Below are 21,952 nucleotides of genomic sequence, written 5' to 3' on the forward strand. Positions count from 1 at the left end.
CTTTCGTTTGGAATGTGGGTATTTCTTACCCTAGCTTGTAGACGCATCGCCGGGCGAAAAGTTCCCGTTGGCCACGAGATATTTTCGCAGGGCCAGCCGGGCCCGGGCGATGCGGGACTTGACCGTTCCCTCCTCCAGACCCAGGAGGGCGCCGATCTCGGCGTAGGAGAGGCCGTCCAGCTCCCGCAGGACCAGCACCTTCCGGTGCTCCTCCGAGAGGGATTTCAGGCCGTCCCGCAGGGCCTGGCGCACCTCGCTGCGCTGGGCCTCCGCCTCGGGGGAGTAGCGCAGGTCGGGCAGCTCCACCTGCCGCTCCTCGTCGTCATCGTCCAGGGAGACCGTCATGGACATGCCCCCGCCCCGCCGTTTCTCCCGGCGGAGGAAGTCGATGCAGGCGTTGGAGGTCAGGCGGTAGAGCCAGGTGGCGAAGGAGCTGCCGCCCTGGAATTTGCTCAAACCCCGCCAGGCGTTGAGAAAGGCCTCCTGGGCCAGCTCCGCCGCGTCGTCGGGGTTGCCGGTCATGCGCAGGGCCAGGTTGTAGATGCGGCTCTGATTCTGCTCCACCAGGGCGGCGAAGGCCTCCTCGTCCCCCTTCTGGGCCCGCCGGACCAGCTCCGATTCGGTTGTCATGCCTTCACCGTCCTCTCTTTATTCCCGGAATGGGGCTTATTTCAGGTCCCGCTTGATGCCCGCGGTGATGCGGTAGATGTCCTCCATGGTGGAGATGGAGGAGATGAGCTGCTTATAGTAGCCTGCGTAGGGAACGCCCTTTAAATACCAGGCGTAGTGCCGCCGGGCCTCCAGACAGGCGATCTTCTCGCCCTTGTGGGCGGCATTGATCTCAAACTGCCGCACGGCGGTGTCGCACCGCTGGGCCAGGGGCGGAATGGGCGGGATCTCCTCCCCGGCCAGGGCGGCGGCGCACTGCTGCAAGAGCCAGGGGTTTCCAAACACACCCCGGCCCACCATGGCCATGTCCGCGCCGGTGTAGCGCAGGATGCGCACCGCCGCCTCGGGGGAAAAGACGTCCCCGTTGGCGATGACCGGCACCGACACCGCCTCTTTCACGGCGCGGATGTAGTCCCAGTTGGCCTGTCCGGCGTACATCTGGGTGCGGGTGCGGCCGTGGACCGCCACGGCGGAGGCCCCCGCCTGCTCCATCATCTGGGCAAACTCCACGCAGTTGATGGAGCCCTTATCCCAGCCCAGGCGGAATTTCACGGTGACGGGCCGTCCGCCCGCCCCCCGGACCACCGCCTCCACCACCTTGGCGGCCAGCTCGGGGGTGCGCATGAGGCCGGAGCCGTCCCCGCTCTGGGCCACCTTGGGCACGGGACAGCCCATGTTGATGTCGATGACCTCCGCGCCGGAGACCTCGGCGGCGATGCCGGCGGCCTGCTCCATGCAGGCCGGGTCGCTGCCGAAGATCTGGGCGGCGGCGGGGTGCTCGTCCTCCCCCAGCTTCAGGAGAGGGATGGATTTTTTATCCTGGTAGCAGAGAGCCTTGGCGCTCACCATCTCGGTGATGGTGTAGCAGCCGCTCAGCTCCCGGCAGACCGTGCGGAAGCCCAGATCGGTGACCCCTGCCATGGGGGCCAGCACGATGCGGGAGGGAATGGTAACGCTGCCGATATTCAAAGTGATTCCTCGCTTATCTCCGATTTCGTACCCTATATCATACCATACCGTTCCCGGGGGGACAAGCCGAAAAAGCGGGGCGGAGGGCCGTTTTTGGTCCTCCGCCCCGCCTGTTTCAGGACTGGGGAAGGGTGAGTTTCGTCTCGCCGTACTGGATGCAGTCCACCTGGCTCAGGTCCAGGGGGGCGTCAAACACCTCACAGGTGTCATAGGTGTGGACAAAGGTGTCTTTGACCGAGCTCTCGTCAAAGCGGGAGTCCCGCTTGCCCGGGTTCCGGACGATGGTCTCCTTGGGCCAGAACACCGTGCCGTCCTTCAGGACGATCCGGAGGTCCCCCAGCGCGGCCCCGATGACGCTGTTTTCCTCCAGCGTGGTGGACCAGAGGCAGGACAGGCTCAGGGGCGAGAGGGTCAGTTCCTCCAGACGGTTGGTGAAGCCGTAGGTACTGTTGGTGAAGGTGGCCCCCAGGGTGTCCACCTCCACCACCTGGCTCTCAAAATACAGGCCGATGTCAAAGGTAAATTCCCCGGTAAAGACGGGGGTATACTCCTTGTCCGGCGACTGCACCCAGAGGACGTGGATGGTGAGAGGCTTCGAGATCTCGTCCCGCTCCACTTCCTCGGCGGGGCCGCCGGGGGCGGCCACTTCCAGGGCCTCCTCCAGGGGCAGGTCCAGCCCGGCAGTCCGCAGGCGGTTACGGGCCTTGTTCCGGGCCACCGCCCCCAGCCAGGCCTTCACCTTGCCGGGGCGCAAGTCGGCGGCGTGGTCCCAGGCCGCCACGAACACGTCGGCGGCCACCTCCTCCCCGTCCTCCCGTGGCAGAGCGTGGCCGGTGATGTTCCACACCACCGCCGAGACATAGGGCAGATACCGGTCCATGAGCGCCTCCAGCGCCGCCCCGTCGCCCTGCCTCAGGCGGCGGAGCATGGTCCCTTCTTCCAAAGGATCCCCTCCTTTTCGTGAACGTGAAAGCCGCTTTCACCACTCAGAACACGGCATAGGGCCGTCCGGTTTCAAAAACCGCCGGGAAACGGCGTTTCTGACGCTCCCTTTCCGACCCGCTTTTTCCAGAAATTAGGATATAATGCTCCCTGCGAAGGAAGGGAGGAACCACTTATGGCTACCAAAGATACGCTGCGCGCCCGGGCGGCGCGAATGCGGGAAGAGATGCAGGAGACGGGACGGCTGGTGCTGCGGGCCCCGGCGCTGGTGCGGGGGGCGGAGTGTACCATGCGCTTTCTGCTGGGGGCGGTGCTCTCGGGGGCGGAGATCTTTGGCGGCTATGCCCCCTTCGGCCTGGGGCTGGTGGCGGCCTCGGGGTCGGGGCTGGACGGCTTTGCCGCCCTGGTGGGAGGCTGCTTCGGCTATCTCACCTTCCAGGGCTTTGCCGATGGGCTGCGGTACGCCGCCGCCGCCATCCTCATCTTCTCGGTGGCCTTTGCCTTCTACGACATCCGGCCCTACCGGCAGGTGTGGTTCATGCCCACCGCCGCCGCCCTGATGGACGGCATCACCGGCTTCGTCTACCTCTCCGATGGGGGCTGGACCCCAGAGAGCGTCATCTTTTTCGCCACGGAGGTGCTCTTTGCCGGGGCGTCAGCCTACTTCTACCGCCTGGCCTTCTCCCCCTGGACCGACAACCGGGAGGACGAGCCCCTCACCCTGCGGCAGACCGTGTCCCTCCTCATCCTGGCGGGCACTTCCCTGCTGACCCTCTCCCGCATCACAGTGCTGGGGGACCTGTCCCTGGGGCGGACAGCGGCGGCCCTGGCGGTGATGCTCTGCGCCGGGGCGGGGGGCATCGGCCCGGGGGCCACGGTGGGAGTGGCCGTGGGCATCGGGATGGACCTGGCCTCCGGCGGGCTCCCCTTCTACGCCATGGCCTACGCCCTGTCCGGCGTGATGGCGGGCATCTTCCACCGGCAGGGGCGATTTGTGACCGCCCTGGCCTACGTGCTGGCCAACGCCGTGGCGGTGCTGTGGACGTGGAACATGGGGGCGCAGATCTCCCTCCTCTATGAGGTATTCATCGCCTCGGTGCTCTTTCTCCTCACCCCGGAGCGGGCGGTGCGGCAGGTCCGCTCCCTCCTGGTGCGCCAGACCCGGCAGGACACCCAGAGCAAGGCCCGGGACTACGCCCGGCAGCGCCTGGAGGGGACAGCCCAGGCCTTCCGCACCCTCCACGACACCCTGCGCACCCAGTTCTCCGGCCCCGCCCCCAACGACAACGACACGGCGGCCATCTTCGACCGGGCGGCCAGCCGAGTGTGCAAAAACTGCTCTCTCCAGCTGGCCTGCTGGCAGCGGGACTATGTGACCACTTACAACGCCCTCAACGACGCCCTAGCCCCCATGCTGGAGCGGGGCCGGGGCGAGGGGGAGGATTTTCCGGCCCATTTCTCCAACCGGTGCATGAAATTCCCCCAGTTCCTCTCGGCGGTGAACGAGGAGCTGGCGGCCCTCTACTGCCGCCGGCAGTACAAGGCCCGCCTGATGGAGAGCCGCTCGGCGGTGTGCCGGCAGTACGGGGAGCTGGCCACGGTGCTGGGCGCGGCGGCGGCGGAGCTCTCCGCCGAGCTCTCCCCCGACCCGGTGCGGGAGCGGCGGCTGCGCCAGCACTTCACCGCCCTGGGGGTGGAGGCCGAGCCCGCCGTGTTCTACGACCAGGCCGGGCACCTGCGCCTGGAGATCCAGGGCCCGGGCTTACAGCCCCTGCGCCGGGCGGACACGGCGGAAAAGCTCTCCAATCTGCTGGGGACCTCCCTCCGTATGGTGGAGGAGCTCCCGCCCCGCCGGGACCGGCTGGTGCTGGTACAGCGGGAGCCCTATCAGGCTCTGGCCGGGGTGGCGGCCCGGAAAAAGGACGGCGAGACGGTGTCCGGGGATACCGGCACCTGGTTCAAGCGGGAGGACGGCAGTCTCTTCGTGCTCCTGTGCGACGGCATGGGCTCCGGCCCCGCCGCCCACCGGGAGAGCAGCGAGGCGGTGCGCCTGCTGGAAGAATTCCTCCGGGCGGGGGTGGAGCCCGGCGAGGCCCTGCACACCCTCAGCGCCGCGCTGGCGCTGCGTGGGGAGGCGTCGGGGGGCTTCACCACCATCGACCTATTGCACCTGGATCTCTTCACCGGTGGCGCGGCGGTGTACAAGTACGGCGCGGCTCCCACCTATGTGAAAAAAGGCACCACCGTCAGCCGCTTCACCGGCGCCTCCCTCCCGGCGGGGCTCACCCCTGGGGAGGGCGCAGCCCCCGACGTGAGCCGCTTCCGGCTGGAGCCGGGGGACTGTGTGCTCATGGTCTCCGACGGCGTGGCCGGAGGCGACAGGGACACCTGGTTAAGAGAGAAGCTGCGTTCCTTTGAGGCGGGCAGCCCCAAGGAGCTCACCCGGGTGTTGCTGGACGAGAGCGTCCGGCGGGGCGTAGGGCCCGACGACCGCACCGCAGTGCTCCTCCGCCTGGAGCGGAGAGAGGAAGCGAATGCATAAGGCCGCCAACACGCTCAGTCTAGCGGAGCGGCGGCGGCCTGACAATGACAGATTTTTGGGGACGGAACCGTCCCCTTCTTCCCTCCCGGCGCTCCGGCGTCAGGAGGGATGTTTTTATGGCAGACTTTACGGCAAACTACGGGCTCCACCAGTGGGAGCCCACCGACCCGTTCCTGCGGGAGGATTTCAATCAGGACCTTTCCACCATCGATGCTGCCCTGGGCCGGGCGGAGCGCAGCGCAGAGGCCAACGCCTACAACGTCTACAACCTGATGCTCCAGAACTACTATGAGAGCAAATACACCGGGTATAAGAAGGCGCTCTTATTCGACGGTTTTGTGGATGAGAGCGGCATTGCAGAGAAGTCGGAGTGCCTGGTTTTCACAGATCAGGCAGTCCACCTTAACCGGAGTGGACAGAATGATGTTACCTTCCCCTATACCGACAACTATGGCTCCATCAACTTTGACATTCCATTTCCTTCACAGGTTCTCATGGGCGGCGGCAGATTTACCGGCTGGACTGTCAAAACCAACGCACTGGATAGCCATGTTGGTTCTTTTACCGCCAATGTGGACTGCCGGGTAGAACTGGATGGCACCATAGTATTTGATGACACGCTTCCTTTGAAGTGTACGTCGTATGGAGGTGAACAGACCATGTCCCTACCCGTTCCCATTGAGGTGAGTGCCGGGACTGAGCTGGTTGTCCATCTCTACTGCTCCAATAACATCGTTGAACTTGCGCGCAGCAGCAGTACCCTTTGCGGTGTACTCCGCTTCATCCCCGCTGGTGGCACCGAGGCCTCTCTGGTCAGCCAGGATGCCGCTCTGCCCACCCGGGACCGCATCCTGGCTTGGGTGCGGCACAGCGGGGGCACCGTGGGTGTTACCATCCTGGATGGGGATAAGGAATTCCCCATGTCCCCCGCCGGGACCACGGAAACGGAAAACCTCCAGGGTCAGGCGTGCAGCGAAAGCACCTTTCTTCTGGACGATGTGCCCACGGCGGAGATACTGGCCGTCCGGCTGGAACTTGTCCTTTCGGAGGAAGAGAATGCCGCCAAGCTCTATGATTACGGCGTGGTGCTGTTATAAGGGTAGAAAAAGACCCCCGGGCAAAAGCCCGGGGGTCTTTGAGGTCACAGAGAATAACGATTACACCACAGTGACGGTGAAGTTATACTCGTAGACACGGCTGGTCATGCCATCCTCGCTCACGGTGATGGTGACCTTCACAGCCTTAGCGCTGTCGCCGGTAGCAGCAGTGAAAACAGTGCCGCCGGAAGTCAGCTCAGCAGCCTCGGTGGCGGCAGCGTCGCCAGCCTTGGTGGAGAACTTGACGGTCTGATTGGCACCCTTGGTGAAGGTGACAGTCAGAGTATCGTTGTTGTTGGCGTCAGCCCAAGTAGCTTCCTTGTTGAAGGTAAACTTGATGGGGGCGGTCATGGCGGTCTGAGTGCCCTCCACGAAGGCCAGCTTCACAGCGCCGTTCTCGTCCAGGACCAGCTCGACCTTGTCATTGACAGCCATGTTGGTGTCGTAGACGGACTTGCTGTCCTCCACGTTCCACACAGCCACGCCGTTGGCCAGAGCCTTGCTGCCGGTGTTGGCGGCATCGTTGGTGATATCGCCGTAAGCCACGGAGCTGGTGCTCACATAGGTGACGACCTTGTCGCTGACCACGTTGTTGCTGGTGCACTCCACATAGCCGTTGCTGTCAGTGGTGTACTCGTAGGCAGTGTTCTTAGCATAGGTGCTCACGGTGCTCTTCACGGTGCCGGTGGTGCCGTCCTCAAAGACCACGGGGTAGGTGTAAGTATCCTTGCTGTTCTCCACGGAGTAGGAGTAGTTGCCGGTGATGTACAGGTACTTGGCAGCGGAGGAGTAGGTGGCGTTGTTCAGCTCCAGGTACATGGCCTTGGCCACGTTGGCAGCGCCGTCCACATAGTACACAGCGGAGCTGTTGGCAGCCTTAAAGGCCTTGTCGCTGGTGGACAGGTTGGACAGGCCGGTCACGATGGCGTAAGAACCGTCCTTGTTCTGCAGGAAGAAGATGGTGCTATCGTCCGCCACGACCTTGACATTGCCGAAGGTGTAGGTGCTGGTGTTGCGGTTCAGGTTGCCAGCGGTCACGGTGCTGGTGGTGGTGTTGTAGTTGCTGTTGACCTTGTTGGGCAGGCCGATGGTGACGGTGCCGTCATCGTTCACAGTGTAGGACACGATGGTGTTCACAATGCCGTCGCCGGAGCCAGGAGTAAAGGTGGCGTCGTTGTTGGCGGAAGCGCCATCCAGGGTCTCAGCCATCCAGGCTTCCTTCTTGGCGTCGGTGTCAGCATCGCTAGACACGCCCCACTTCTTGGCGGAGGCCAGCAGGTTCACGTTGTAGGTAGCCTTGGTGCCGTCAGCCAGCAGCAGCTTGACCTGGCCGGACAGATCCTTCAGAGCGCCAGTAGTGGTAGCGCCGGAAGCCAGAACCACGGCGTAGTTGCCAATGGCCTCGTCGATGGTGTCATAAGCCAGCATGTTGCCAGCGGCATCCAGGTACAGGCGGTAGGTGTTGTTGACCATCTCGTTCAGCTTCTGGGTGTTGGGAGTGGTCAGATCAGTGGTCTTGTTGGCACCAGCGCCCACAGCGTACTTGGTGCCGTCGATGGTGACGGAGGGAGTGCTGCCGCTGTTGTAAGCGGTGACCTTGCCCTCAACAGTGTTGACCTTGGAGACAACATAGGTGCTGTCGTACTTGGTGACCAGGACATAGTCGCCCTTCACCACGTCCTTGTAGCCCACAACATCCTCGAAGTCCACGGAGCCGATGCCAGACAGGGTCAGCTTCTCGTCCTTCTCGTTGTAGACGGAGACCTTGGACAGGCCGGCGGTGTCGCGGATGATCAGGTCCACGGTGCCGTCGCCGTTGTTGTCGATGAAGCGGGTGTGCACGCCAGCGCTCTGGGTGGTGCCGTTGGAGGTGCCCTTAGCGTCGGAGGTGCTCTCAGTGTAGGTGTAGGTGGTGACATTGCCGGAAGGCATGGAGATGCCGGTACCCTTCAGAGCGTCCTTCACGTCGTCAGTCTTAACCATCTTGGAGTAGGTCTCCACAACGGTGGTCTTGTCAGACACGATGGGAGAGCCCAGGACGGTGGAGCTGCTGGCGTTGGGGGACAGAGCGTTCTGGAACTTCACGTAGATGACCACGCGCTGACCCACCAGGTCGTTGGACATGGAGATGGGGTACACGCCGTCATAGTTGTACTGACCATTGGTGCCATAGGTGTTGGTGTTGGTCAGCTGGGTCTTGCCAGTCTGAGTAGCAGTGTAGTTCTTATCGCCGTAGCTGATGCCGAACACCTCGTTGGCGGCCACAACACCCTCGACCTTCACAACGCCGAAGCGGTTGGCCAGCATGGTGCCGTTCTCAGTGGCATACAGGGTGCCGGAGTAGTCGCCCTGCAGGTTGCGGTACTCGACCTCCTGAGCCTGCACGCCGTTGTAGATCAGCTGAGCCACGTCGTCACGGCTGATGGTGGCGGAGGGGTTCAGGGTCTCCAGGCCGTCATACAGGTGGATCTTGGTGGCCAGGGTGTTGGTGGCCAGCTCCCAGTTGGCGCCGCCGATGCCCTCGAACTCGGGCTTGTAACCCAGAGCGCACAGGACCATCTTGGCAGCAGCGGAACCGGTCAGGGTGTCATCGGGCTTGAAGTTGCCGTCGCCCACGCCGGCGATGATGCCGAGGTTGGCGCAGTAGGCAATGTAGTTCTCAGCCCAGTGGCCCTGGGTGTCCTTGAAGTTGGACTTGATGTTGGAGCCCAGGATGGGGTCCTTGCCGCCGCCCAGCATACGGGCGATCAGGGTGCAGGCCTCAGCACGGGTGAGGCTGCCGGTGGGATCATAGGAGCCATCGGACTTACCGGAGATGACGCCCAGGGAGACCATGGTGTTCACGGCCTCAGAGTTCTTGATCTCATCCTTGTCGGTGAAATCATTGAAGCTCGCAGCGGAAGCGCCGACGACCATCAGGCCAAGAACCATGATGGAAGCCAGAGCCAGGCTGAGAGCCCGCTTGAGGTTTCTCATTTGGATTTCCTCCTTGTTCGATTTTTGAGGTCTTTCAGTTCATTTTCCCGTCTTTCTTTCGACATTTATTGCGAAATCGACGGTACAACGCCCCTTGCACGCTTTGTAAAGTTCTCAAAGTAGAATAATTACGAGGAAATAACCCAGTTTCGGCGCGAAAATATTCGATTGGTAGACATTTGGTAGACATATCTGCCTCACCAGAACGCAAAAAAGCCCGGAGCCATTGCAGCGCAACAACTCCGGGCCTTTTTTCGGTTGACATTTGGTAGACATACCCGACGGGTAATGCGGGCAGGACGAGGATGCAAGTCATCCTCTCCGGCAGAGATACTGGGCATATGCTGCCAGGGTCAGCCCGTCCGTGATGGTGCCATCGGCGATCTGGGCCTGCAATTCCGCCTCGGTTACCCAGCGCAGGCCGTGGATACCTTCCCCGTTGTCCGCGGGCACGGCGGCGTCCCCGTCCACCTGTGCCAGAAAGACCTGCACCCGTCCGGCACTCAGGCCGGTATCGGACTGGATGTCCCCCAGATAGACCAGAGTGCCAGGGTCCACATGGGCGCCGATCTCCTCCCGCAGCTCTTTTGCGGCATTTTCCGCGGGCGTCAGGTCCTCGGCAAACCCCCGGGGGAATTCCCCGCCGCTCTCCGCGCGGGGCGGGTGGCGGAAGATGGACAGCAGTCCGAACCGCTCCCCACAGCGCGGGATGACCACGACGCCGTTGCTGTCGCTGTGGGGATAGATCACCCGGGCATAGGTGTAGAGCCGTTCCCCTGCCCCCACGCACAGGTCCGCCAGTACCAGATAATAGGGGGAATTATCGTAAACCACGCCGACGGCTTTCCCGGTGGCGGCGGCAAAGGCGCGCAGCGTTTCTTCTTCCAGACACAGCGGGATCTGTTCCGAGGGGGAAAACAGCTCCGGGCGCTGGGCGGCCAGGTGCAGATATTGGGTAATGGGGTCCATAGCGTATTCCTCCTTTGGAGCCGTATCGTTGTTCCTGGAATCATTCCCTTATAAAAATAACCACACCTTGCGGTGTGGTTATTTTCTGGTGGAGGCGGGGGGAGTCGAACCCCCGTCCGAAAACGCTTCAACAAGAACTTCTCCGGGCGCAGACGGTTATTTGCATTCCCGCACCCCAGCGTGAGCCGTCACACTCAGGGGATTGGTAGCTTCATGATTCATGGTGCGCTCAAAGCTTTGCGCACGCACGGGCACCACTAAACGACGCCCCATCCCGGCTCGTGGTCCTTCCGGGCGGGACGGCCGCTAATTAAGCAGCGGCGAGAACGACGTTATCGTTGTTCTTTAATTTATAAGTTGCCCATTTTAAGGATGTTAGGCGCATCCGCCCGCTATTCCGGCCTCTACGTCCCCGTCGAAACCAGTACGCCCCCGTAGAGCGGCGCGGCTCTGCCGCGCCGCGACAGGTAACGATTCTTTGCTTTAGCACTTCTCAGGCGCGGGGTAGTCCACACCGAAGGTCTCCACGGTGACGGACTTGATCCGCTGGTCCTCCAGAGGCTTATCCATGTAGTCCCGCTTGGCATTGACGATGGCGTCGGCCACCTCCATGCCCTCGATCACCTTACCGAAGGCGGCGTAGTCGCCGTCCAGGTGGGGAGCCTTCTCCACCATGATGAAGAACTGGCTGCCGGCGGAGTTGGGGTGCATGGCGCGGGCCATGGACAGCACGCCCCGGTCATGCTTCAGGGTGTTCTGCTTAAAACCGTTGCGGGCGAACTCGCCCTTGATGGAGTAGCCGGGGCCGCCCATGCCGTTGCCGTTGGGACAGCCGCCCTGGATCATGAAGCCGGGGATGACCCGGTGGAAGATCAGGCCGTTATAAAAGCCCTTCTGCACCAGGCTGATGAAGTTGTTCACCGAGTTGGGGGCGATCTCCGGGTAGAGCTCGGCCACCATCTTGCCCCCGTTTTCCATCTCAAAGGTCACAATGGGATTCTGAGCCATGGGAACACACGTCCTTTCGCTTATCCGTAATTCCGGCGGGTTTTCATGGTGCGGTCCATCTCGCGCTTGGCGTCCTTGGCCGCAACCGCATCCCGCTTGTCATAGAGTTTCTTGCCCTTGGCAAGGCCGATCTCCAGCTTCACCCGGGAGTCCTTGAAGTACACCGAGAGGGGGATCAGAGAGTAGCCGTCCTGCTTCACCTTGGCGAAGAGGCGGAGGATCTCCCGCTTGTGCATCAGCAGCTGCCGGGGCCGGAGGGGGTCCTTGTTGAAGATGTTGCCCTTTTCATAGGGGCTGATGTGCATCCCCAGGACCTGCATCTGGCCGTCCTTGATGATACAGAAGGAGTCCTTCAGGTTGACATTTCCCTGGCGGATGGATTTCACTTCCGTGCCCGCCAGCGCGATGCCCGCCTCATAGCGGTCCTCGATGAAATAGTCGTGAAAGGCCTTGCTGTTTTTTGCGATCAGCTTGGTGCCCTTGCGGTCCACCGCGTCTCCTCCTTCCGTAAATCTGCCTTGGTATTTTATTATATCATGCCTGTCAAGAGTTTAGACTCCGCCGTCGGGAACAGGGTAGCGGCGGCGGGGAATTTGTGATACACTAGGGGTATCTATGGACAAATACCGGTCCTCCGGTGAAAAAAGGAGTCATGCTGTATGGAGCTCTTTGAAAAGACCGTCGAGAGTGAGATCAAATTCCAGGGCCGCATCGTCACCGTGCGTCTGGACAAGGCCGAGCTGCCCAACGGGCGCATCGCCTCCCGGGAGGTGGTGGAGCACCCCGGCGGGGTTTGTATCCTCCCTCTCTTTGACGACAATACCGTCACCGTGGTGCGGCAGTTCCGCTATCCCTTCCAGAAGGTGGTGACCGAGCTCCCCGCCGGCAAGCTGGAGCGCGGTGAGGACCACCGGGTCTGCGCCCTGCGGGAGCTCAGCGAAGAGGTGGGCGCCGAGGCGGAGGAGCTGACCTACCTGGGGGCCATGTACACCTCCCCCGGCTTCTCCAGCGAGGTGCTGCACATGTACCTGGCCCGCGGCCTGAAGCAGGGCGCCTCCCACCCCGACGAGGACGAGTTCCTGGAGGGGGAGCGCATCCCCTTCCAGCAGCTGGTGGACGAGGTCATGTCCGGCGAGATCGCCGACGGCAAGACCATTGCCACCACCCTGAAGGTCAAGACCCTGCTGGGTCTGTAAGATCCCCACACCCCAGCGCCGCCGCGCGGCGCGCAGAGTAAGGAGTTGTGCCATGAGCAAGCGTGTTCTGATTGTGGAAGACGAAAAGAACATCGTGGATATTCTCAGCTTCAACCTGGTCCGGGAGGGGTATGAGACGCTGGAGGCCTTTGACGGACAGACCGGCCTCCAGCTGGCCCTGGAACAGAACCCGGACCTCATTCTTCTGGACCTGATGCTCCCCAAGATGAACGGCTTTGACGTGTGCAAGGCCATCCGGGCCCAGAACCGCAGCGCCCCCATCATCATGCTCACTGCCCGCGAGGAGGAGACCGACAAGGTCCTGGGGCTGGAGCTGGGGGCCGATGACTACATCACCAAGCCCTTTTCCATGCGGGAGCTGCTGGCCCGGGTAAAGGCCAACATCCGCCGCACCGAGATGCTCACCGCCGCGGCCCCCGCCCCGGCCAAGGCCGCCCCAGCCGCCGCCGGGCGCATCGCCATCGACAGCGACCAGATGGTGGTCTTTAAGGACGGCGCGCCCCTAGACCTCACCCAGCGGGAGTATGAACTGGTGAAGTTCCTGGCCTCCCAGCCCGGGAAGGTCTTTTCCCGGGAAGCCCTCATGGAGCATGTGTGGAACTATGAGGGCTATGTGGGCGACGTGCGGGCGGTGGATGTGGCCATCCGCCGCCTGCGGGAGAAGGTGGAGGACGACCCCGCCTCTCCCCAGTTCATCCTGACCCGCCGGGGCCAGGGCTACCTCTTCCACGGGGAGTAAACCACATCAGCCGGTACGAGAGGAGGCGCGCGCGTGTTTCGCAGCCTGCATATGAAACTGGTGCTCATCATGACACTGCTCATCGTGTCACTGATGACGGTGGTGGGCGCCTTCCTCATCAATTCCGTGGTGGGCTTCTACCTGCGGGATTTTTATGAGCGCATGGAGGAGGTCATCACCGACGAGGCCTTCCTCCGGGATCTCCAGAGCTCCACCGACGGAGAGGAGAGCGGCGCCCAGATGATCGCCCAGATCCTGGACTCCTACAACGGCGTCCTGGGCGTGGACGGGCGCAACCGCAACTACTACGTCCTGGAGGGCCAGACCGGCCAGTGCCTGGCCAGCTCCGGCCCCCAGAACGACCCGGGCACCAACTACTCCAACAACCTCTTGGCCGCCCTCAACGGCAAGGAGGGCTTCCAGAGCGACGCCTCCGCCTCCTACATGGATGTGGCCTTCCCCATCCAGCGGGGCGGCGAGGACTATGTCATCTATATCCGGGATAATCGGCAGACCGCCTCCGCCCTGAACAGCGCCATCATCGACCTCATCGTCAAGGCCCTGTTCTTCGGCCTGGTGATCTCCATTCTGCTCTCCTTCCTCCTGTCCAAAACCATGATCATCCCCATCGAGCGCCTCACCGAGGGCGCCGAGCGGGTGGCCGAGGGCGATTTCTCCCACAAAATACAGGTGGCCTCCCGGGATGAGATCGGCATCCTCACCGGCACCTTCAATGCCATGGCCCGGCAGCTGCAGGAGACCCTGGCCGAGGTAGAGAACGAGCGCAGCAAGCTGGACACCCTCTTCCTCCACATGACCGACGGCGTGGTGGCCTTCTCCACCACCGGCGCGGTCATCCACGCCAACCCCGCCGCCGAGCGGATGCTGGGCCGCTCCATCCCCGTGGGTGAGGAGGACGGCCCGGACTACGGCTCCCTCTTCGGAGACGTGGCGCCGCTGTCCAAGGTGCTGGACCTGGAGCAGCCCGACTATCTGGAGGGGGACCGCAATGTGGGCGGGCGGAGCCTGGAGCTGCTGCTGGCCTCCTTCTCCCGGGAGGGGCAGGGCGGCGCGCTGGTGGTGATCCACGACGTCACCGAGCAGCGCAAGACCGAGGAGCTGCGCCGGGAGTTCGTGGCCAACGTCTCTCACGAGCTGCGCACCCCCCTCACCAACATCCGGTCCTACGCCGAGACTCTGGTGGACAGCGCGGGCACCATCCCGCCCCAGATGGAGAAGAATTTCCTGGAGGTCATCCTCAGCGAGAGCGACCGGATGACCCACATCGTTCAGGACCTGCTGACCCTGTCCCGCTTCGACTCGGGACACAGCCAGCTGAATCTGAAGCGCTTCCCCTTCGGCCAGAGCGTGTCCGAGGTCTACAACGCCGTGCGCATGGAGGCCCAGCGCCACGGCCACACCGTCACGCTGGACATGGAAGAAAACCTGCCCCAGATCGTGGCGGACCGGGAGCGGATCGTGCAGGTGATGATGAACGTGGTGTCCAACTCCATCAAATACACCCCCGACGGCGGGCGCATCGACATCCGCGCCGGGCGCAGCGGCGAGCGGGTGTGGATGGAGGTCTCGGACAACGGCATCGGCATCCCCGCTGAGGACCGCCCCCGCATTTTCGAGCGCTTTTACCGGGTGGACAAGGCCCGCTCCCGGGAGTCCGGCGGCACCGGCCTGGGCCTGTCCATCGCCAAGGAGATCATCGACCAGCACGGCGGCGTCATCCGTCTGGTGGACCGGAGCGGACCGGGCCTGACGGTGCGCATCGAGCTTTTGGTGGAGGGACCTGTCCATGGACCGGCGTAAACTGCGGGCGGTCACCCTGCCCAAGCGCAGCCGGGGCCGCCGCCTGCTGGAGCTGGGCAAGGACATCCTCATCGTGTGCCTCATCCTCTCGGCGGTCTATCTGGCCGCCCGCAGCCAGCTCTACACCGGGCTGGCCAGTGAGGGGACCCTGTTCGGCCAGGTGGCCGGGTTCTTCCGCTCCGAGCCGGAGGAGGTCCCCGGAGACGTCTCCCCCGGCGCGGCCGGTGAGGCCATCCCGGCGGTCCGTCTGGCGGTCTGCCACGGCGTGGGGGACAACGGCACGCCCATCCGCTACGGCGTGCAGTACGATGAGGAGACCCTCCAGCCCATCACTGCCGCCCTGAGCAGCTATTTCACCGAAGGTCTGGCCAGCGCCTCCGGTCCGGAAGAACTCACCGCCGCCCAGTGGCAGGAGGCGCTGTGCTCCCCCGGGGTCTGTCTGGATCTGCTGGGGGCGGTGCCCCTGGACTACCTGGGGGCGGACGGCCTCACCGAGAGTGCCCGCCGCCTGGCCCTGGTGTGGGATGGGAGCAGCACCACGGCGGATCTCTGCTATCAGACGGCGGAGGGGGCCTATTACCGCTGCACCACCACGGTCACCTGGAAGGGCTATCTGGCCGACGCCCTCCAGAGCTACACCGACAACGGTGCCCGCTACGCCTTTGAGATGGACGACGTGGCCTATGACCGCCTGTCGCCCGAGGTGCTCCTGCTGCCCGACGCGCCGGAGAGCACCATCTACCAGGCGGTGCGCCCGCTGGATCTCAGCTCGCCCGACGACCGCGCCGCGCTGGAGAACGCCATGGGCTTCCGCGGCAGCGACTACCAGGTGCCCGGGGAGTGGGTCATCCGGGAGGACGACGAGCTGCGCATCGCCAGCGACGGCACCATGCACTATGAGGCCTCGGAAAGCCGCCCGGAAATGCGCTACCCCACCTCCGGGGAGGGCATTTCCGCCCGCAGCGCCGCCATTACGACCGCCTATCGTCTGGCGCAGGACGCGGTGGCGGCCTGGTGCGGCAGCAGCGAGAGCGACGGCCGGATCATCCTCTCCGGTGTCACCGAGACGGAGGACGGCTGGGAGATCACCCTGGACTACACGCTGGACGGCGCGCAGGTCCTCTTTGAGGACGGCCGCCCCGCCATGGAGTTCACCGTGGAGAAGGGACAGATCACCGCTTACACCATCCGCCCCCGGTGCTATCAGGCCACCGAGCACGTCTCCCGTGTGCTCAGCGAGCGCCTGGCCGCCGCGGCTCTGGAGAGTCTCCGGCCCCGGGAGCAGCTGGAGCTGCTCCTCTTCTACGAGGACAGTATGAACGCCATGTCGGCCCAGTGGGGCGGCTTTTAAGGGGAGTGGCCCATGGAGTGGTCCAAGATCAAAAACATCATCCTGCTGATCCTGCTGGGTCTGAATCTCTTTCTGCTGATCATGGTGGTCTCTCAGGAGCTGCAGGCCCACCAGTTCCGCCAGGAGGCCCGGGCCGAGGCGGTGGCGCTGCTGAAGCGCAACGGCATCACGGTGGACCCGGATCAGCTCCCGGCGGACACCTCGCTGCCCACCCAGGTGCTGGAGGAGGATGAAGCCGCCACCGATACCCTGGCCCAGGCCCTCCTGGGCGAGGAGACGGTACAGCAGTCCAGCGGCGTCCGGGCAGTCTATACCAGCCCGCTGGGTGAGATGGAGGCCTTTTCCACCGGCCGCTTTGCGGTGGATTTTACCGCGGAGGCCCAGCCGCTGAAGAACGCCGCGCCGGAAGAGCACGCCGCCGACCTGCTCCAGCGAGCCGGCATCCAGGCGGAATACCTGGACAGCTCCACTGCCGAGGGCGGGACCCAGCTCACCTACCGCCAGCGCTGGTCGGACACGCCGGTGTTCAACACGCAGATCGTCCTCACCTATGAAAACGGAGCCCTGCGCCACGTGGAGGGCGTGCTTCTCCCCGCCAGTGACGGCGTGAGCCGGCAGGAGGAGACGGTCACGGTAGCCACCCTTCTGGTCCGTTTCCTCAGCCAGCGCAACGAGAGCGGGCGCATGTTCAGCCAGATCCAGTCTCTGGTGCCGGGCTACCACCTCTCCGGCACCCGGCCCTTTACCCTCACGCCCGCCTGGTATGTCACCACCGACACCGGGACCTATCTGCTCAGTGCCCTGGACGGCAGCCTGCTGTAACGAACATGACCGACCGGGGACGGCTCCGTCCCCTTCCTCCCTCCCGGCGCTCCGGCGTCAGGAGGGATGTTTTTTATGGCAGACTTTACGCAAAATTATGGGCTGCACCAGTGGGAGCCCACCGACCCGTTCCTGCGGGAGGATTTCAATCAGGACCTTTCCACCATCGACGCCGCCCTGGGACAGCTGGACCGAAGTGCGGAAACGAGCGCCTACAACGTCTACAACCTGATGCTCCAGAACGATTACGATGGCAAATATACCGGGTACAAGAAGGCGCTGGCCTTTGACGGCTTTTTGGATGACACAGGAATCGCATCCAAAAGCGGATTTTTGCAGAGCGATGGGACGCTTTGGATGGAAAGGGAGGGACAGGGGGACATCAACCTGGGAATTGGAGGCAATATGGCCGAGTCGGAGAGCACCAGCACATTGGTGATGACGGGGTGCGGCACCATCACTGGCTTCTCCTGCTGGATTTATAGCTATTATGAGGTCTCCCAGCAGGTCACCGGCACCTACGAGGTAACTGTGAATGGGAAGAGTGCGGCTTCCGGCGATTTTGCAGTGGCTCCGCCCCCGCCGGAGACGAATACGGAGCGGACCATTCCCTTTTCCCCGGTGGATATACGCACAGGAGACCGCTGTGTAGTAACCTTGAGTGTGAACAGCGGGAGTGTTATGTTGAGACGTACTCCGGATTCCAATGGTCTGGGCGGCACACTTCGGGTGCGTGCCGGCGGGGCATCCGTCGGGACTATGACTGCAAAACCCGCTGCCCTGCCGGAGAGCCGGGGGGCCGCGGCCTGGGTCCGGCACAGGGGCGGCACGGTGAGCCTGTCTCTGAAAAACGGCGGCAAGTCTGTCGCACTGACCCCAGAGGAAAGCCGCGAGACGGTGGAGCTGTACACCGGCGCGACCTGTACCGAGCAGGCATTCCGGCTGGACCAGCCGCTTGCCGCCGGAGACTGGCAAGTGGTGCTGAGCGGCAATCTGGGTGAGGATGAGAGCGAAATGGAACTGTATAATTACGGTATAATTGTTATATAAAATAATACTGGGACCCGGATGATTTATCCGGGTCCCAGTATTCTAACTATACTACACTATTTTTGGTTTTTGCGATTAGGCAGCAACAGTATAAGTGTAGGTGTAGACCACGCTATCATAACCAGTACGGGAAGCAGTCACGGTAATCACCAGATTAGTTCCAGCACCAGTCAGATCATAGGTATTACCATTAGTCTTAGTAGCACCAGTGATCTCGGTCTTATAGGTCACATTGGAGGGAGCATCAGAAACGGTGATATCCACACAGTCAGAGGTGCTATCAACATAACCAGTGATGCTACCAGTCTCGCCAGCGCCAATCACTTTAGTAACAGTAGCGCCCTTTTCAGCAGACTGAGCAACAGTCACAGTGGGAGCGGTAGTGGTGGCCTTCTCCTGAGACACGTCGCTGGACATGTTGAACTCAGGATAAGTGGTCTCCATGCCGTTCACGTCCACAGTGAAGGTGTACTTCACGCTGTCAGCGGTCTTACCGGTGACCTTGGTGTAGTCGCTGATGCCGTTGACCTCAGCCAGCTTCACGCGGATAGCCTGCACAATCGCGGTGTTGGAAGGCTTGTTGGTGCCGGTCCAGGACACGGTGATCTTGTTGGAGCCATTGACGTTCACGGTGATGCCCTCAGTGACAACGGGAGGCTTCACGGTGTTCTCAGCCTTGGTGACGATCACCAGGATCTGATCGTCGCTGTTGGCCAGGATGGTAGTGACCAGGCCCTTGTCGGAGTCGCTGGGCAGCTTGTTCAGGGTAGCGGTCTCGAAGCCGCCGTCCTTGTCCAGCTCGACCCAAACGGTCTTGTCGAACAGCTTATACTCCTTGGTGTTGGTGACCACAGTGGAGCCGGAGATGTTCTTCACAGCAGTGGTGTCGACCTTACCGGAAGCGCTGCTCAGAGTGTACACACCGTCGCTGTCCACGGAGTACAGGAACAGGCCCTTGTCGCTCCAGGTGCCGTCCACCTTGATCTCGGTCTCGGTGTCGGTGCCAGCCAGAACGGCCTTCACAGTGGTGGTCTTGCTGCCGATGGAGACGATGCTGGTCACATACAGGTGATCGGCAACGCTGCTGGTGGCCAGGGAAGCGGCCTCAAAGGCAACGGCGACCATCTTGTTGCCGCTGTTAAAGGCGGCCTCGGTGGTAGCCTTGGTGACGCTGGGAGCGCTCTGGTAGCCAGTGTACACGCTCACGCTGTCGATCTTATTCTCCTTGGTCAGGGAGACATAGAAGAAGGAGGTGTTGCTGGCGGCATAGACGCCGGTCTTGCGGCTGGCATCGTTGGCGCTGGCATTGGCCACCTGATCCAGACCGGTCAGAGTGGTCTTGCCCTTGTTGAAGTCCACCTTGTTGTTCTTGTCAACGGTAGCGGTGGGGTCGGTCAGCTTGATCTGGCCGTCGCTGTTGATGGAGTAGGCGTAGATGCGCTGGACCTGAGTGGAGTCCTCGCCCTTCAGGCTGTCGGTGATAGCCTTGCTCAGATCGCTCTTGGAGGCCACATCATAGGTCTTGGTGGTGCCATCGGACAGGGTCACCTTCACGCGACCGTTGTCGATGCCGTTGCTCGGCTCGTAAGCCCAGACATAGGCATAGTTGGAGGCGTTCTCGGAGACATTGCCCATGGCCACGATCATGCCGTTCTTATCCAGGTAGAAGGTAGCCTCGGTGTCCAGAGCGTTCTTGATGTCAGCATAGGTGCTGGGAACGGTGATGTCGTTGTCGCCGCCCACATAGCCGGCAACCTCGGACACATCATAGGTGGTGCCGTCCACGGTCAGCTGGCTGTTCTTGCTGTCGGAAGTCTTGTAGGACTGCAGGGTGCCGGTAACAGCCTCAGCCTTCTCGACGTGCAGCTTGCCGCCGATCCAGGCAGCCAGGACATAGTCGTTGGCGGCCACATCCTCAAAGCCCACCACATCGTCCTTGTCGTCAGCAATCAGGTTGTCCTTGTTCCAAGCCTTGTTGACGTTCACGGTGATGGAGCCGTCGTCCTTGGTGGAATACTTGGAGACCTGGCCGAAGTAGTAGGTGGTCATGAAGATGTAATCCACAGTGCCGTCGTCGTTGTTGTCGATCAGGGTCTTCTCAACGCCGCGGGTAGCGGTCTCGCTGTACTTGCCATACTCCACCGCATTGGTGTAGTTGGTCAGCACAGGAGTGCTGGAAGCGATCTTCAGATCGCTGTCGTCGGCGATCTTAGCCAGCTTGTGGTTGTTGGCCTTGGCCACGACCACGTTGCTGTCGCTGATGATGGCATTGCCCAGAACGGTGGCCTTGGAGGTGTTGGAGGAGTCGTTCTTCACATACAGAACAACGGACTTGCCCAGCACGTCGGCGCCGGTGGAGACAGCGAAGGTGCCGTCGTTGAAGACCTTCTGGTCCTCGTTGGTGCCGTAGTTGGTCACGTCGATGCGGGTCTTGCCGGCGTCCAGAGCGGCACCCTTATCGGCGGTGGACTCCAGGTTGGCATACTCGTTGGCAACCACGACGCCCTCGACCTTGATGGCGTTGAACTTGTCCTCGAGCATGGTCTTGCCGGTCTTGTTCTGCACGGCGGTGGTGGTGCCGTTGGCATTGTAGGTGAAGGAGTAGGTGACGGTCTGCGCGTTCAGAACGTTGTAGATCATCTGAGCGGCGTTGTCACGGGTCAGGGGCTGGGAGGGGTTGATGGTCTCCAGGCCCTTGTACAGGCCGGCCATGTTGGCCAGGGAGTTGGTGGTGATCTCCCAGGTGGAGCCGCCGATGCCCTCGTAAGCAGCGTTGTAGCCCAGAGCCACCAGCAGCATCTTGGCAGCCTCGGAGCCGGTCACGTTGTCAGAGGGGCCAAAGGTGTTGTTGCCGCGGCCGGCGATGATGCCGCGGTCCACGCAGAAGGCGATGTACTTCTCAGCCCAGTTGCCCTGGGTGTCCTTGAAGCTGGTGGTCAGGTTGCCCAGCACGGGCTCCTGGCCGCCGTTCAGGACCACGCACACCAGGCGGGCGAAAGAAGCGCGGTCGATGTTCTGGGTGGCGCCGAAGCTGCCGTCAGGCAGACCGGCCAGGACGCCCAGCTCGGTGATCATGGAGACAGCTTCCTTGTGGACGATCTCGTCCTTGTCAGTGAAACTGTCGTAGCCCGCAGCGGAAGCGCCGACGACCATCAGGCCAAGAACCATGACGGCAGCCAGAGCCATGCTGAGAGCACGCTTGAGGTTTCTCATTTGGATTTCCTCCTTGTTCATTTTTCGAGACTTTTCGGCGGGTTTTTCCGTTTATTTTGCAAGAAAAATGCAAAATCGACGGTACAACTCCCCTTGCCTCTGGAATTAGTTTAAAGCATCCGGAGCGATTCGTCAACCGGTTTGGCCCAACTGTAACAAACCTGTAAGATTACAGTCGCTTTGTTACACAGCCGCCCCGGGGGGCCTCCCCCCGGCCGCTTCATAAACTTAGACGGCGGTCCCTCGGAAAGGTTCCACGCTTTTTCACTTTTTTCAAAACAATCGATTTCCTCCGTTTCCAGCGGCTTCTGGGGGCCATTTGCCCCCTTTCCTGCTCTATATATTAAGGTAGGAAAATCTGTCAACCATATGTCAACCGTTTTATGGCCGGAATCCCTTGCACCGCAAGGATTTGCCGTTTTATACCACTCTAGACAGATTGGATTGTCTACCAAATGTCTACCAGTGAAACTTTTTATGCCTAATTATGCTTGTTTTTATGTCTTAGGCGCACTTTCTTTCACTTATTTAATCGTGTGAGGGGCGTTGTACCCGTCGATTTCGCAA

General features: G+C 62.1%; 16 protein-coding genes and 1 other RNA gene. 8 read left to right on the forward strand and 9 right to left on the reverse strand.

Annotated elements, in window-relative coordinates; translation table 11 throughout:
* Positions 1 to 30: 30 nt before the first annotated feature.
* From B5G43_RS09815 to B5G43_RS09825, 3 genes are all read right to left on the reverse strand, one after another.
* Positions 31 to 630, reverse strand: coding sequence for a sigma-70 family RNA polymerase sigma factor (locus B5G43_RS09815; protein WP_087260751.1), 600 nt, complete (start codon positions 628 to 630; stop codon positions 31 to 33).
* A 36-nt stretch (positions 631 to 666) separates the two neighbouring features.
* Positions 667 to 1,638 (reverse strand): tRNA dihydrouridine synthase DusB, encoded by a 972-nt coding sequence (gene dusB / locus B5G43_RS09820; RefSeq protein ID WP_087260753.1) that lies wholly within the window; start codon positions 1,636 to 1,638, stop codon positions 667 to 669.
* Between the two features lie 115 nt (positions 1,639 to 1,753).
* Positions 1,754 to 2,581, reverse strand: coding sequence for an RNA polymerase sigma factor (locus B5G43_RS09825; RefSeq protein WP_087260755.1), 828 nt, complete (start codon positions 2,579 to 2,581; stop codon positions 1,754 to 1,756).
* Positions 2,582 to 2,755: 174 nt separating this feature from the next.
* On the opposite strand from B5G43_RS09825, the gene B5G43_RS09830 reads away from it, so the two are divergent.
* Together B5G43_RS09830 and B5G43_RS09835 are read left to right on the forward strand one after the other, a co-directional pair.
* Positions 2,756 to 5,122 carry a SpoIIE family protein phosphatase gene (locus B5G43_RS09830; RefSeq protein WP_087260757.1) on the forward strand — a complete coding sequence of 789 codons (2,367 nt, stop codon included), beginning with the start codon at positions 2,756 to 2,758 and terminating at the stop codon, positions 5,120 to 5,122.
* Positions 5,123 to 5,238: 116 nt separating this feature from the next.
* Positions 5,239 to 6,219 (forward strand): hypothetical protein, encoded by a 981-nt coding sequence (locus B5G43_RS09835; protein WP_087260759.1) that lies wholly within the window; start codon positions 5,239 to 5,241, stop codon positions 6,217 to 6,219.
* A gap of 60 nt (positions 6,220 to 6,279) precedes the next feature.
* On the opposite strand, the gene B5G43_RS09840 is transcribed toward B5G43_RS09835, so the two are convergent.
* The 5 genes from B5G43_RS09840 to smpB all read right to left on the reverse strand — a co-directional run bounded on the left by B5G43_RS09840 (position 6,280) and on the right by smpB (position 11,663).
* On the reverse strand, positions 6,280 to 9,195 hold the full coding sequence (locus B5G43_RS09840) for an S-layer homology domain-containing protein (RefSeq protein ID WP_087260761.1): 2,916 nt from the start codon (positions 9,193 to 9,195) through the stop codon (positions 6,280 to 6,282).
* A 312-nt stretch (positions 9,196 to 9,507) separates the two neighbouring features.
* The gene (locus tag B5G43_RS09845; protein ID WP_087260763.1) at positions 9,508 to 10,164 is read right to left on the reverse strand and encodes an NUDIX hydrolase; all 657 of its coding nucleotides are present in this window, start codon (positions 10,162 to 10,164) and stop codon (positions 9,508 to 9,510) included.
* An 86-nt stretch (positions 10,165 to 10,250) separates the two neighbouring features.
* Positions 10,251 to 10,598: a transfer-messenger RNA gene (gene ssrA / locus B5G43_RS09850) on the reverse strand.
* Positions 10,599 to 10,647: 49 nt separating this feature from the next.
* Positions 10,648 to 11,172: a peptidylprolyl isomerase gene (locus tag B5G43_RS09855; RefSeq protein WP_087260765.1), complete on the reverse strand. Its 525-nt coding sequence runs from the start codon at positions 11,170 to 11,172 to the stop codon at positions 10,648 to 10,650.
* 20 nt (positions 11,173 to 11,192) lie between these two features.
* Positions 11,193 to 11,663, reverse strand: a complete 471-nt coding sequence (smpB, locus tag B5G43_RS09860; RefSeq protein ID WP_087260767.1) for an SsrA-binding protein SmpB — start codon at positions 11,661 to 11,663, stop codon at positions 11,193 to 11,195.
* Between the two features lie 168 nt (positions 11,664 to 11,831).
* On the opposite strand from smpB, the gene B5G43_RS09865 reads away from it, so the two are divergent.
* The 6 genes from B5G43_RS09865 (at position 11,832) to B5G43_RS09890 (ending at position 18,172) form a co-directional block, all read left to right on the forward strand.
* A complete protein-coding gene (locus tag B5G43_RS09865; RefSeq protein ID WP_087260770.1) occupies positions 11,832 to 12,368 on the forward strand; it encodes an NUDIX hydrolase in 537 nt (178 codons plus the stop codon).
* Positions 12,369 to 12,420: 52 nt separating this feature from the next.
* The gene (locus tag B5G43_RS09870; RefSeq protein WP_087260772.1) at positions 12,421 to 13,128 is read left to right on the forward strand and encodes a response regulator; all 708 of its coding nucleotides are present in this window, start codon (positions 12,421 to 12,423) and stop codon (positions 13,126 to 13,128) included.
* Between the two features lie 33 nt (positions 13,129 to 13,161).
* Entirely contained in the window at positions 13,162 to 14,949 is a 1,788-nt protein-coding gene (locus B5G43_RS09875; protein ID WP_343214420.1) for an ATP-binding protein, read from the forward strand.
* The gene (locus B5G43_RS09880; protein ID WP_087260775.1) at positions 14,936 to 16,300 is read left to right on the forward strand and encodes a hypothetical protein; all 1,365 of its coding nucleotides are present in this window, start codon (positions 14,936 to 14,938) and stop codon (positions 16,298 to 16,300) included. The genes B5G43_RS09875 and B5G43_RS09880 overlap by 14 nt, the downstream gene beginning before the upstream one ends.
* Before the next feature lie 12 nt (positions 16,301 to 16,312).
* Positions 16,313 to 17,122, forward strand: a complete 810-nt coding sequence (locus B5G43_RS09885; protein WP_087260777.1) for a hypothetical protein — start codon at positions 16,313 to 16,315, stop codon at positions 17,120 to 17,122.
* A 75-nt stretch (positions 17,123 to 17,197) separates the two neighbouring features.
* Complete coding sequence (locus B5G43_RS09890) at positions 17,198 to 18,172, forward strand: hypothetical protein (protein ID WP_087260779.1); 975 nt, start codon at positions 17,198 to 17,200, stop codon at positions 18,170 to 18,172.
* Between the two features lie 75 nt (positions 18,173 to 18,247).
* Here the strand turns inward: B5G43_RS09890 and B5G43_RS09895 are convergent, their stop codons facing one another.
* Positions 18,248 to 21,385, reverse strand: a complete 3,138-nt coding sequence (locus tag B5G43_RS09895; RefSeq protein ID WP_158097403.1) for an S-layer homology domain-containing protein — start codon at positions 21,383 to 21,385, stop codon at positions 18,248 to 18,250.
* Positions 21,386 to 21,952: the final 567 nt, after the last annotated feature.

Source organism: Flavonifractor sp. An92, assembly GCF_002159175.1.
Taxonomy (GTDB): Bacteria; Bacillota; Clostridia; order Oscillospirales; family Oscillospiraceae; genus Pseudoflavonifractor_A.